The 12,479-nt window shown below is 68.3% G+C and carries 14 protein-coding genes; 7 read left to right on the top strand and 7 right to left on the bottom strand.

What is annotated here, in order from left to right:
• Window positions 1-255: 255 nt before the first annotated feature.
• From NOCYR_RS01455 to NOCYR_RS01440, 4 genes are all read right to left on the bottom strand, one after another.
• Complete coding sequence (locus tag NOCYR_RS01455) at window positions 256-966, bottom strand: type 1 glutamine amidotransferase (RefSeq protein ID WP_014348580.1); 711 nt, start codon at window positions 964-966, stop codon at window positions 256-258.
• A gap of 11 nt (window positions 967-977) precedes the next feature.
• A complete protein-coding gene (locus tag NOCYR_RS01450; protein WP_048832578.1) occupies window positions 978-2,210 on the bottom strand; it encodes a MurT ligase domain-containing protein in 1,233 nt (410 codons plus the stop codon).
• Between the two features lie 37 nt (window positions 2,211-2,247).
• Window positions 2,248-2,892 (bottom strand): pyridoxamine 5'-phosphate oxidase family protein, encoded by a 645-nt coding sequence (locus NOCYR_RS01445; RefSeq protein ID WP_014348578.1) that lies wholly within the window; start codon window positions 2,890-2,892, stop codon window positions 2,248-2,250.
• 75 nt (window positions 2,893-2,967) lie between these two features.
• Window positions 2,968-4,731 (bottom strand): hydroxysqualene dehydroxylase, encoded by a 1,764-nt coding sequence (locus tag NOCYR_RS01440; RefSeq protein ID WP_081505270.1) that lies wholly within the window; start codon window positions 4,729-4,731, stop codon window positions 2,968-2,970.
• A 206-nt stretch (window positions 4,732-4,937) separates the two neighbouring features.
• Here NOCYR_RS01440 and NOCYR_RS01435 point away from each other — a divergent pair, with 206 nt between their 5' ends.
• Window positions 4,938-5,150, top strand: coding sequence for a hypothetical protein (locus tag NOCYR_RS01435; RefSeq protein ID WP_014348576.1), 213 nt, complete (start codon window positions 4,938-4,940; stop codon window positions 5,148-5,150).
• A gap of 48 nt (window positions 5,151-5,198) precedes the next feature.
• Window positions 5,199-5,840, top strand: coding sequence for a hypothetical protein (locus tag NOCYR_RS01430; protein WP_014348575.1), 642 nt, complete (start codon window positions 5,199-5,201; stop codon window positions 5,838-5,840).
• 14 nt (window positions 5,841-5,854) lie between these two features.
• On the opposite strand, the gene recR is transcribed toward NOCYR_RS01430, so the two are convergent.
• The gene (recR, locus tag NOCYR_RS01425; protein WP_014348574.1) at window positions 5,855-6,463 is read right to left on the bottom strand and encodes a recombination mediator RecR; all 609 of its coding nucleotides are present in this window, start codon (window positions 6,461-6,463) and stop codon (window positions 5,855-5,857) included.
• A 19-nt stretch (window positions 6,464-6,482) separates the two neighbouring features.
• Complete coding sequence (locus tag NOCYR_RS01420; protein ID WP_014348573.1) at window positions 6,483-6,818, bottom strand: YbaB/EbfC family nucleoid-associated protein; 336 nt, start codon at window positions 6,816-6,818, stop codon at window positions 6,483-6,485.
• A 336-nt stretch (window positions 6,819-7,154) separates the two neighbouring features.
• Between NOCYR_RS01420 and NOCYR_RS01415 the strand changes: the two genes are divergently transcribed.
• From NOCYR_RS01415 to NOCYR_RS01405, 3 genes are all read left to right on the top strand, one after another.
• A complete protein-coding gene (locus NOCYR_RS01415; RefSeq protein ID WP_014348572.1) occupies window positions 7,155-7,748 on the top strand; it encodes a hypothetical protein in 594 nt (197 codons plus the stop codon).
• Between the two features lie 33 nt (window positions 7,749-7,781).
• Window positions 7,782-8,594, top strand: a complete 813-nt coding sequence (locus NOCYR_RS01410; RefSeq protein WP_014348571.1) for a MerR family transcriptional regulator — start codon at window positions 7,782-7,784, stop codon at window positions 8,592-8,594.
• A gap of 85 nt (window positions 8,595-8,679) precedes the next feature.
• Window positions 8,680-9,033: a VOC family protein gene (locus NOCYR_RS01405; RefSeq protein ID WP_014348570.1), complete on the top strand. Its 354-nt coding sequence runs from the start codon at window positions 8,680-8,682 to the stop codon at window positions 9,031-9,033.
• A 41-nt stretch (window positions 9,034-9,074) separates the two neighbouring features.
• Here NOCYR_RS01405 and NOCYR_RS01400 read toward each other — a convergent pair whose 3' ends face one another.
• Window positions 9,075-9,509 carry an SRPBCC family protein gene (locus NOCYR_RS01400; RefSeq protein WP_014348569.1) on the bottom strand — a complete coding sequence of 145 codons (435 nt, stop codon included), beginning with the start codon at window positions 9,507-9,509 and terminating at the stop codon, window positions 9,075-9,077.
• Between the two features lie 207 nt (window positions 9,510-9,716).
• Between NOCYR_RS01400 and NOCYR_RS01395 the strand changes: the two genes are divergently transcribed.
• On the top strand, window positions 9,717-11,156 hold the full coding sequence (locus NOCYR_RS01395; RefSeq protein WP_081505269.1) for an FAD-binding oxidoreductase: 1,440 nt from the start codon (window positions 9,717-9,719) through the stop codon (window positions 11,154-11,156).
• On the top strand, window positions 11,153-12,469 hold the full coding sequence (locus tag NOCYR_RS01390; protein WP_014348567.1) for a class I SAM-dependent methyltransferase: 1,317 nt from the start codon (window positions 11,153-11,155) through the stop codon (window positions 12,467-12,469). The genes NOCYR_RS01395 and NOCYR_RS01390 overlap by 4 nt, the downstream gene beginning before the upstream one ends.
• The last annotated feature ends 10 nt before the right edge of the window (window positions 12,470-12,479 follow it).

Raw genomic sequence — 12,479 nt, 5'->3', positions numbered from 1 at the left:
CCCCAAGGTCATCAGGAGATGTGTTCGACCATCCCGACGAGGAGCCCGCCCCACAGGAGCGACGCGTGGACCGTCGTGGCCGCGGTTCACTACACGGCCGCCTTCGCCTCATCTCGAACTGGGACTCCGAGGAAACGAATGCCGAGATCGCTCGTGAGTTCGGCATGGGGACATAGGCGTTCCATCCGACCGGGCTATGGCGATGGTCGAACCACGTGAGCGCATAGGCACCGGTCGCAGCGCTGCCGACCGTCGTCAGGCGCGCAGGCGTTCGCGCCGCAGCTGCTCGACCTCGGGCAGGTCCAGCGGTTCCAGCGAATCGACGCCCAGTGCGCGGGCGAGGATGAGGTCGGCGAGTTCGGGGTTGCGGGCGAGGGCGGGGCCGTGCATGTAGGTGCCGATGACCGAGCCCTGGACGACGCCCTCGAGGCCGTCGCCGACACCGTTACCGACGCCGCGGGTCACCCGGGCGAGGCCGGTGGCGCCGGGGCCGAGGGAGGTTCCGCCGCGGTGGTTTTCGAAGCCGGTGAGCGGTGCGGACAGGCCCGGGATGAGCGGGGTGGTGGTCACTTCGCCGATGGCGCGGGTGTCCTGTGGGGAGGTGGTGGCGTCGAGTAGGGCGACGCCCTCGACCCGCTCACCGGATGACGTCTCGTACCACTGGCCGAGCACTTGGATCGCCGCGCAGATCGCCAGCACCGGTGCGCCTTTCGCGGCGGCCTGCTGCAAGCCGGGGTAGCGCTGGAGGTGGCGGGTGGCCAGCCGCTGGGCCGAATCCTCCGCACCGCCGAGGGTGTAGATGTCCAGGGAGTCGGGCACCGGGTCGGACAGGGTGATCTCCACGATCTCGGCGTCGTGGCCGCGCATCCGCAGCCGCTGGCGCAGCACCAGCGCGTTGCCGCCGTCGCCGTAGGTGCCCATCACATCGGGCAGGACCAGCCCGATCCGCACGGTCGATTCACTCATCGGGTTGCCTTTCAGCGGGCGTCGAGATCGCGGTTCAGGTCGCGGAACGCGGTGTAGTTGGCCAGCACTTCGACCCGGCCCGCGGGGCAGGAGGCGATGGCGCGCAACGGGTCCGCGATCGTGGTGTGCTCGACACCGGCGTAGGTGAGCCGGACCGCCAAGTCGGTGGCGCGCTCGCCGGCGGCCACCACCTGCACGCCTTCGAAATGCTCGAACCGCACATCCCACAGCCAGGACAGATCCTCACCGTCGGGCACCTGCCCGTTGACGGCGATCACCAGCCCGGCGGCGTCGTGATCGATCATCGACAGCGCTTCCTGCCAACCGGCCGGATTCTTGGCCAGCAGCAGTCGCGCCGAATGCTCACCGACCTGCACGGTCCGGTAGCGGCCTGCGATCTCGCGCACCGTACCGGCCGCCGCGGTCGCCTGCGCCGGATCCGCGCCGAGCGCGACGGCGGCGGCCACCGCCTGCGCGGCATTGCCGCGATTGGCCCGGCCGGGCAGCGCCAGCCGCAGCTCGGCGGTGAATTCGTCCGGGCCGCGCAGCTTTTCCCCGTCCAGCCACCAATCCGGTTGCGGGCGCTGGAAATCGGCGCCGGTGCTGCGCCAGTGCTCGCCCTCCCAGACGATCGGCTCGCCGCTGCGCGGGCAACTGGTGGCATCCATCGCCCAGCCGCTGCCCGCGGCCACCCACACCACGTTCGGGTGGTCGTAGGCGATGGAGGTGATCAGCACGTCGTCGCAGTTGGCGATCACCACTGCGCCGGGGTAGCGGGCCAGGCCCGCGCGCAGCTTGCGCTCGATCATATTGATCTCGCCGACCCGGTCGAGCTGGTCGCGGCTGAGGTTGAGCAGCACCACGGCGGCCGGGTTCAGCGAATCGGTGACGTGCGGCAGGTGCAGCTCGTCGACCTCGATCGCGGCCAGCCCGGCGGTCCGGTTGACGCTGAGCGCCGCGACGATGCCCGCGTCCATATTGGCGCCGTCGGCCTGGGTGGCGACGTCACCGAGGGTGCTCAGCGCCGCCGTCGTCATCCGGGTGGTGGTCGATTTGCCGTTCGTGCCGGTGACCAGCACCGTTCGCCGTCCGCGACCCAGTTGATCCATGATCGTCGGATCGATTTTCAGGGCGATCAGTCCGCCGATCATCGACCCTTTGCCGCGACCGGCCTTCTGCGAGGCCCACGACGCCGCAGCCGCCGCTCGCAGCGCGATCCGCCCGCGCACCGATATGTCTGCCACGCCGCGAGTCTATGTTCGCCGCGCCCGGTGGGCCGGATCAGGTCGGGGAGTCGTTGTAGAGCTTGCGCTCGTAGTTGGCGGCCGAGTAGTAGGCCTCCAGGTCGTCGACGCTTTCGGTGACGTTGGTCTGCACCTCTTTGACCAGCCGCGCCGGGCTCGGCAGGGTGTCGACCGGCCAGTTCTCCGGCTCCCAGAGATGGCTGCGCATGAACGCCTTGGCGCAGTGGAAGAAGATCTGCTCGATGTCGACCTCGACCGCCAGGATCGGCCGGTGCCCGCGCACCACCATGTCCTCGAAGTACGGCGCGTCGCGCACGAGCCGGGCCCGGCCGTTGATGCGCAGCGTCTCGCGCCGGCCCGGGATCAGGAAGATCAGCCCGACGTGCGGGTTGCTCAGGATGTTGAGGTAGCCGTCGGCGCGCCGGTTGCCCGGGCGTTCCGGGATGGCGATGGTGGTGTCGTCGAGCACCTTGACGAAGCCGGCCGGATCGCCCTTGGGTGAGGCGTCGCAGTTGCCGTCGGCGTCGCTGGTGCACATCACCAGGAACGGGGTGAGCGCGATCCACTCCCGGTCGCGCGGATGCAGGGCGACGCGCTCCTTGCTGACCGCGCGGGGCATGACCGCGCCGAGCAGCTCCCTGAGTTCGGCGGGATCGGTGATCTCAGGGGCGTTGTCGCTCATGGCAACGATTCAAACATTCGCGGTGGTGCGCGACGAACCCATTTTGTCCGGGTTACGGAGTCGGATATCTCACCGTCAGATATCGAGATCGAACAGGTTCGGCTCGCCCCTGGCGTAACGGTCGGCGTCGACCTGGCGCAGCGGCTCCAGTTCCGGCGAACGGTACAGCGTGAAGGTGCGGCAGCGCGGGGCATTCGATTCGGTCACGTCGAGGAGGGCATTGACGGCCCCGCGAGCCGACTCGCTGGCGCCCTCCATCGTGGCCAAGTCGATATTGGTGCGCACGTAATCACCGGCGAGGAACAGGTTTTCCAGCGCGCCATGGGAATTCGGGCGCGCATCCCAGGAGCCCGCGGTATTGATGAGCAGCGGGTCGGCATTGACGTTGCGGCGCTGCTCGGGCTGCCAGGTGATGCCGGGATCGAGGAACCAGGAGTGCAGATCGGCTTCACGCAGTACCGGACCCCGGTCGTTGAGATGAGCGGTGATCTGCGCCCACGTCTCGCGGGCGATCTCCTCGTGGGTGCAGTCCTTGGCCGGTTTGCCGTACAGGATGCCGGGGGTGTTCCAGTTGGAGATGTCCACCGACAGGCAGTCGGCCACGGTGCCGTCACCGAATTCGGGGAGCTTGCGGGTCCAGAGTTCGTTCTGGCTGATCGAGGTGAGCGCCCACGGCGAATCGATGAAGGCCGCGTGCCCGGAGACGATGTCGGGCGAGGTGCGCAGATAGAACTGGATGCCGTTCATCCAGTCGGTGTAGAGGCTGTCCATGGCGGCCAGCTCGGGGCGGATCGCACGGATATCCGGCGACCAGAGCGTGCGGGCGCGTTCGGCGGGCAGCGCCACCACGTAGTGGTCGGCCTCGACGGTGCGCGCGGATCCGGTGCCGTCGACGATGCGGGCCCCGCTGATCCGCCGGTCGCGCACGTCGAGCCCGCGCACCTCCGCGCCCAGTTCGAAACGCACGCCGAGGCCGCGCAACAACGCCACCCACGGATCGATCCACGCGTCGTTGGTCGGCCCGTTCAGCACCCGGTCCAGATCGCCGTCGTTACCGATCTTCAGCGGATTGCCGAGGAACTGCTCGCCCATGTTGCCGATGGTGCGCGCACTGGCCTTGTCCTCCTTGGCCGCCACCAGCAGGCTGGTGAGCGTGCGCGAGAGCAGGGCGCGGAATTCGTGGGATCGCTTGTGCCCGTGCACGAAATCGTGCCACGACATGTGCTCCCATTGGCCGAAGCGACGGGCGTCGCAACTGCTGAAGAAGACCAGCAGCCGGTTGGCGAAGAACGCGCCCTCGGCCGGCGGCATCTTCAGGGCGGTCGCGATAGCGGCGCCCATCGTTTCCCGGAAACCCTGCGGGGTCGCCGTCGTCAGATGCGCGGCGCCGAGCGGGAGCCGGAAGTCGTCACCGTCGCGGCGCGCGAACCGCGCTTCGGACGCGGTGACCAGGTTGTTCCACACGCCATTCGGATTGGCGCCGAACGGGATTCGCCGCATGGTGTCGGGAACATGGTGGTAGAAGCCGGGGAAGAAGCGGAAGCCGTGCTCGCCGGGCAGATCCGGGCGGCCACCGGTCCCCGAGCCCGGAACCCCCATGCTGCGAGCCTTACCGCCCAGTGCCCTGCGTTCGTAGACGGTGACCTGGAAGCCGCGTTCGGCCAGCTCGTGCGCCGCCGTCAGCCCCGCGACCCCACCGCCGAACACCGCGACCCGGGCCCCCGGCCGAGCGGCCGCCGACCCCGCCCCGAGCGCCCCCGCCGATGCCACACCGACCCCCGCCGCGACCGCCCCGCGAAGCACCGCCCTCCGCGATACGGTCCACTGTTGTTTCGCCATGCGCCGCTCTGCTGCCTAGCCTTAGGGACCTCACTGATTGCCGACCACTTTAAGCGCACGTCGATGGGGCGGATGTCCGGGTTGCCCAAAGTCGCGGTGTGCCGCCAGGCGGGTGTCGGCTCACGACACGCGCCGGGGTAACGTCCCACTGCCCGGTGCAGCCCGGTGCTATGCACGAGGTACGGACTCAGACGGTTGGAGGCGATATGCGCGCGACGAACTGTCCGTCCTGTGTGGCGGCGCTGGATCACTGCCATGGCACGTTGGTGCTGCATGCGGGCCGTATTGCGGAATGCACCGACGCCGACTGCTTCGATTTCGACCATGCCCGGCACACGTTCATCGTCGAATGCACCGATCTGGCGGGCGGGTGCCGCTGTGCTGCGCCCGCACTGCCTGCTTTCGTGCGGGCCGGGTAACTCACCGGGCACGGGCTGACGCGGACGAGCACCCGTACGCTGGCTTAGGTGAGCTACGACCACATTCTGCTGCCCTCCGGCGCGGCCACGACACCGGCTGAGGTCGACGCCTATCTGACCGCCCAGCAGGGGCAACCGGAAAGTGCCATCGTCGCGGCCATCGCGGCCGAGGTGAACCGGCGCAATGACGAGTTGCCGGACGAGGACACGTTTCTCAGTTCGGCGCCGGTCGGTGGGGCGGCCACCGGGACGGTGCTGCAGATCTCCAGCCCGTACGACGCGATCGGGTTCGTGCGTGAGCTGCTGTTCCAGCTCGCGACGCCGCAGAATTACGCCGTCTACGATCCGCAGCTCACCTGGCTGATCGATCCGTCGGGGCATGTGCCGGTGGAGGTGTCGCACGGCGGGGCGGGCGAATTCCCGTATCTGACCAAGGCGCTGGCCGAGCGCTGGGTGGCCGAGCTGGCGGCGCCGAATCCGTATCTGGTGGTGTCGCGGGGCGAGCAGGACTACATCCAGACCTATCACCAGGAGCCGGAATACATTCTGGAATTCCGCGACGGGTCGCCGAAGAAGCATTTCGCCGCCACGCTGGATGACGCGTCGCGGGTGTCGGCGCTGATCTGGGCCTGGGCCACGGGCGACCGTTCCGCGCTCGATGACGTTGCCTGGACCAAGCTGAAGCTCTGAGGCACCCCGGCCGCTTACAGCGCGCGCCGCCCCGACAACGCCCGGCCCAGCGTCAGCTCGTCGGCGAACTCCAGGTCGCCGCCCATCGGCAGGCCGGAGGCCAGCCGGGTGACGCTGAGCCCGGGGAAATCGCGCAGCATCCGCACCAGGTAGGTGGCGGTGGCTTCGCCTTCGGTGTTGGGGTCGGTCGCGATGATCACCTCGGTGACGTCGACGCCGTCTTCCTGATTGCCGATGCGGGCCAGCAGTTCCCGAATCCGCAGCTGGTCCGGGCCGACGCCGCTGAGCGGGTCGAGCGCGCCGCCGAGTACGTGGTAGCGGCCGCGGAATTCGCGGGTGCGCTCGATGGCCTGGACGTCTTTGGGCTCTTCGACCACGCAGATCATGGTGCGGTCGCGGCGCGGGTCGGCGCAGATCCGGCACAGTTCGCCGTCGGCGACGGTGCCGCACATGGCGCAGAAACGCACGCCGTCACGTACCTTCTGCAGCACGGCTTGCAGCCGGTCGATTTCCGGCGGCTCCACCTGCAACAGGTGGAAGGCGATGCGTTGCGCGCTCTTGGGACCGACGCCTGGCAGCTTGCCCAGCTCGTCGATCAGATCCTGGACCGGGCCCTCGTACACCTGCGCTGACTCCGGTCGGTCACATGCCGGGCAGGCCGGGCAGCCCGCCCGCGCCGCCGGCCAGCGGGCCGAGCTTCTCCGAGGCCAGCTCCTGGGCGTTGGCCATGGCGTCGTTGATCGCGCCGATGACGAGGTCCTGCAGGGTTTCGACGTCCTCGGGGTCGACGGCCCTGGGGTCGATGGTCAGCGACTGCACCTCACCGGTGGCTTTGATCGTGACCTTGACCAGGCCGTTGCCCGCCTGGCCCTCGACCTCGGCGGCGGCGATCTCGGCCTGCGCCGCGACCATCATCTCCTGCATCTGCTGGGCCTGGGCGAGTATCTGCTGCATATCGAACTGACCACCGGGCTGCACGCCTGTTACCTCTTCTCCAGCCGATCTGCGGAAAGTGTCATGGCCAGCCTAGTGGACTCGGCGGCGGGCGGCGGCCGCACGCCCGGCATCACCGCAGCGAACGCACGGGCAGGCGATAAGCCATCGTCGCGCCGAGATATCAGCTGAGCTGGATTCCACGGAAATCATCGTGCTGACCTCCATCGATTCCCTCACCAGACACCCACGTGCGGGCATAGGATCGGCGACAGGCCCGCCGCCACCCGGCGGGCCTCGCCGAGACACCGCGTGGTCACGCAATCACGCAGCGATCATCGACGCCGACCCGGGGGGACAACCCACACCGAGGAGGCTCGGATGGCACGCGAGACCCCGATGAACCCGGTCCGCCGGATCAGCACGCGCAGGCTCGCGACAGTGCTGTCGGTGGCAGCGGCGGCCCTGCTGATGGTTTCGGCGCCGGCAAGCGCTGATCCGGCGCCGGTTGCCACCGACTACGGCGGCGGTTGCGTGATCGACCCGGCCAACCGCGCGGCCACCGTCGACGCCCTGCGGTTCCGCTGCAGCCCCGAACAGCAGGACGCCGTCTTCAAGGCCTCGCCGCGCGGTGCGGTACCCAGCGGCGTCAAGAACGGCTGGGTGACGCGGCCGCCGGTGATGCAGGCGCTGGCACCGGCCCTGTGGATCGGCAAGACCTTCTACACCGGCCCGGACGGCGGCTGGCTGATGAACCGGGTCACCGCGGCAGGTATCGAAGCCTGGCGCGCCGATGTCTACACCGCGCCGGCTCTGATCGACGGTGCGCCCACCTGGGCGCTGAACTACGCACCCTCGCCCACCCCGCAGGTCTACGACGAGATCCGCGAGGTCAGCCCCGGCGTGTGGTTCGGCTACTCCTGGTGGCGCGGCGGCTTGCAGACCACGTTGCTGCTCGCATTCGTGCTGGCTTGACCCTCCGGTAGCCGGAGGGTGTTTGCTCGGGTCATGACAGCGATCGTCCCGATCGGCGAGTTCGCCCGACTCAGCCATCTGAGCGTGAAGGCTCTGCACCACTATCACGACATCGAGCTGCTGGTGCCCGCGCAGGTCGACGCGGGCACCGGGTATCGGCGGTATTCGACCGAGCAGGTGGCCGACGCGCAGCTGATCCGGCGGCTACGCGAGCTGGATATGCCGCTGCCGCAGATCCGCGAGGTGCTCGCCGCCGAGGAGGTGGCCGAACGCGACGCGGCGCTGCGCGCGCATCTGCTGCGAATGGAGCGACAGCTGCAGCGCACCCAGGAGGTGGTCGCCTCGCTGCGCGGGTTGCTGACCGCCGCACTTCCGCTGACGGTGGCCTATCGACGGATTCCGGCGTTCACCGCGCTCACCCGCACGGCGGTCGTCGCGCGGGAGCAGATCGATCAGTGGTGTGCGGAGACGTTCCCGCTGCTGGATCAGGCGCTCGCGGCGGCGGAGCTGACGCCGGCGGGTGTCGCCGGGGCCGGGTACGCGCCGGAATTCTTCACCGCCGAGGAAGGCGAGGTGGTCGCGTTCGTCCCGGTCGTCGCGGGGACCACCGGCGACTTCCCGGACGGGCTCACCGTGACAACGCTGCCGGCCTGCGACTATGCCGTCGCCCTGCACGAGGGCCCCTACAGCGAGATCGACCGCGTCTACGGCGCGCTGGGCACCCACGTCGCCGAACACGACCGCGCCCTCGCCGAGCCGATCCGCGAGCTCTACCTGATCGGACCGGACCGCACCCCCGATCCGGCCGGCTACCGCACCGAATTGTGCTGGCCGATCGCCGGATGAACCGAACGAGCCGCATCCGCCGAGTGAGCCGCAGCGAGCCGGTTACTCGGCATTCGAGACCCCGCACCTCAAAAGGAGATCACCGATGACCCTGTCCATCGCCAACGTGACCATCGACTGCCGCGATCCGGGCGAGCTGGCCGGCTTCTATTCGCAGCTGCTCGGCCATCCCGTGGATCCGGACGCGAGCGACTTCTACGCCACGGTGGGGCGCAGCTCCGGGATGACGACGCCGTTGATGTTCATCCGGGTTCCGGACAAAACGCCCGGAAAGAATGTGGTGCACCTGGATCTGGCCACCAGGCAGTGGCGCGAGGAGATCGAACGCGCCGTCTCGCTCGGCGCCCGGCACATCGCCGATTACGACGAGTACGGGATCAAATGGGCCACCCTCGCCGATCCGGAGGGCAACCTGTTCGATATCGGCGATCACGACTGAGCGGCGCACCGGCCGGGCGGGCACCCGGCCGGTGGCCCGGCTCAGCCCAGTTCGTTCTTCAGGTTGGCCAGCACCTCGGCCTGGATCTTCTTCAGCCCCAACGGCGCGAAGATGCCCTCGAAGATCCCCTTGATGCCGCCCGCGCCCTGCCAGGTGGTCGACAGGGTGACCTGGGAACCGGCGGCGTCGGGGGTCACCGTCCAGGTGTTGACCATCGACGAATTGGCGTCGCGCTCGACGACCTCGGATTCCGAGACCGACACCGTGGCACGCACATTGCGCTGGCGGCTCTCGGTCGCCTGCAAGGTCCACTGCGCCACCGTCCCGGCGCCCTGGCCGCCCTCGATCACCTGGTAATCGCGGTAGTGCGAGGTGAGGATGCGCGGGCGCACCTCGGCGTAGTCCGCGATCGCCGTCAGTGTGCGCTGCGGATCCGCTCCCACCACGATCGAACTGCTGGCACTGACCTGTCCCACGATGAACTCCTTGTCCGGATGCGGTATCTCGACCCCATCCTGCCCTGCCGCGTTCCCGGCTCGCCCGGCGCCCGGCCGGCGCCGGCTTTACCGAATTCCGCTCGCCGCCGGTTCGAACACGGTGCAACATATGCGTGACATTTCATCGGAGTCGGGGACCTCACAGTGGCCGACCATGATCGCGAGTATTAGCGTCGAGGAGTGGCAGTGAGTCTGTTGGGGAAGGCCGGCCACGCTCCGGCCGCATTTGAATCCGGGTTCGCAGCGCATCGAGAAGGCGTGCAACGCCTCCTCGCGAGCTATCGCGCCATCCCCCGCGACGCCGACGTGCGCCTGGCCAAGAAGACCTCCAACCTGTTCCGGGCCAGAGCGAAGAACACCGCTCCCGGCCTGGACGTCTCCGGGTTGACCAAGGTCATCGCGGTCGATCCGGATGCCAAAACCGCCGACGTCGCGGGCATGACCACCTATGAGGACCTGGTCGCGGCGACGCTGCCGTACGGGCTGGCGCCGCTGGTGGTGCCGCAGCTGAAGACCATCACCCTCGGTGGCGCCGTCACCGGTCTAGGCATCGAGTCGACCTCGTTCCGCAACGGCCTGCCGCACGAATCGGTGCTGGAGATGGACGTGCTGACCGGGGCGGGCGAGATCGTCACCGCCACCCCCGACGGCCCGAACGCCGACCTGTTCCGCGGCTTCCCCAACTCCTACGGCACGCTCGGCTACTGCACTCGCCTGAAGATCGAATTGGAAACCGTGCAGCCGTATGTGGCGCTGCGGCACCTGCGCTTCCACGATGTGCGCGAACTCGAGGCGACGCTGACCCGCATCGTCGAGGAACGCGCCTACGACGGCGAGCGGGTCGACTACCTCGACGGCGTGGTGTTCACCGCCGAGGAGAGCTACCTGACCCTTGGCCGGCAGACCGACGAGCCCGGCCCGGTCAGCGATTACACCGGGATGGACATCTACTACCGGTCCATCCAGCACGATTCCGGCGCACCGAAACGGGACCGGCTCACCATCCACGACTACCTGTGGCGCTGGGACACCGACTGGTTCTGGTGCTCGCGCGCCTTCGGCACCCAGAACCCGAAGATCCGCCGGTTCTGGCCGAAGAAGTACCGGCGCAGCAGCTTCTACTGGAAGCTGGTCGCGCTCGACCGCCGCTATCACATCGGCGACAAGCTCGAGGCCCGTAAAGGCAACCCGCCGCAGGAGCGGGTGGTGCAGGACATCGAGGTGCCGGTGGAGCGCACCGCCGACTTCGTCGACTGGTTCCTGCGCGAGATCCCGATCGAACCGATCTGGCTGTGCCCGCTGCGATTGCGCGAGCCGAGGGTGCCGGGAACAACCGAGCGCCCCTGGCCGCTGTATCCGCTGGAGCCGGACCGCACCTACGTCAATGTCGGGTTCTGGTCGGCGGTGCCGACCGTGCCCGGCCAGATCGAAGGGGCGGCCAACCGCGCGATCGAGCGCACCGTCACCGAGTTCGACGGGCACAAATCGCTGTACTCGGATTCTTTCTACGACAAGGATGAGTTCGCGGCACTCTACGGCGGCGACGGCTACACCGAACTGAAGAAACGCTACGACCCGGACCAGCGCCTGCTGGATTTGTATTCGAAGGCGGTGCAACGTAAATGACGACGTTCAAGGATCGATCCGACGTTTTCGCCGATCTCGGCACCAAACTCACGATCGCGGAAATCTTCGAGACGCTGGTCGAGGGCGAGGTCCCCATCCGGTTCACCGCCTACGACGGCAGCGCCACCGGACCGCAGGATTCGCCGTACGCGCTCAATATCGAGACCCCGCGCGGCATCAACTATCTGGCCACCGCGCCCGGCGATCTCGGGATGGCCCGCGCCTACATCTCCGGCGATATGACCGTCACCGGGGTGCATCCGGGCGATCCATACGAGATCCTGCGGGCGATGGACAGCCTGAAGTTCCGCCGTCCGTCGGCGCTGGCGCTGCTGACCATCGCGCGGTCGCTGGGCTGGGAGCGGCTGCGGCCGGTGCCGCCGCCCCCGCAGGAGACGGTGCCGCGCTGGCGCCGAATCGCGATGGAGGGCCTGCGCCACTCCAAGACCCGCGATGCCGAGGCCATCCACCACCACTACGACGTCTCCAATGCCTTCTACGAGCATGTGCTCGGCCCGTCCATGACCTACACCTGCGCCTGTTACGGCGAGGAGGACTGGACGCTGGAGCAGGCGCAGGAGAACAAGTACCGGCTGGTCTTCGAGAAGCTGCGGCTGAAAGAGGGCGATCGGCTGCTCGATATCGGCTGCGGCTGGGGCGGAATGGTGCGCTATGCCGCCAAGCGCGGGGTCAAGGTGATCGGCGCGACGTTGTCGGGTGAGCAGGCCGAATGGGCGCAGAAGAAGATCGCCGAAGAGGGCCTGTCCGAGCTGGCCGAGGTGCGCCATTCCGATTACCGCGATATCCCGGAAACCGGGTTCGACGCGCTGTCCTCGATCGGGCTGACCGAGCACATCGGCGTGCACAACTACCCGTACTACTTCGGTTTCATCAAGAGCAAGCTGCGCGACGGCGGGCTGTTCCTCAACCACTGCATCACCCGCCCCGACAACACCCGCACCACCAAGGCCGGCGATTTCATCGACCGCTACGTCTTTCCGGACGGTGAGCTGATCGGTTCCGGCCGGATCATATCCGAGATCCAGAACATCGGGCTCGAGGTCATGCACGAGGAGAACCTGCGTGAGCATTACGCGCTCACGCTGGCCGAATGGTGCAAGAACCTGGTGCAGAACTGGGACGCCTGCGTGGCCGAGGCCGGTGAGGGCACCGCGAAGGTGTGGGGCCTGTACATGGCGGGCAGCCGGTTGGGTTTCCAGCGCAATGTGGTGCAGCTGCATCAGGTGCTCGGGGTGAAGCTCGGCCCGGACGGCCGCAATACGCTGCCGCTGCGTCCGTGGTGGCAGCCCTGAAGCCCTGACC

Source organism: Nocardia cyriacigeorgica GUH-2 (assembly GCF_000284035.1).
GTDB lineage: Bacteria > Actinomycetota > Actinomycetes > Mycobacteriales > Mycobacteriaceae > Nocardia > Nocardia cyriacigeorgica_B.
This window is presented reverse-complemented; position numbering and strand designations above follow the sequence as displayed.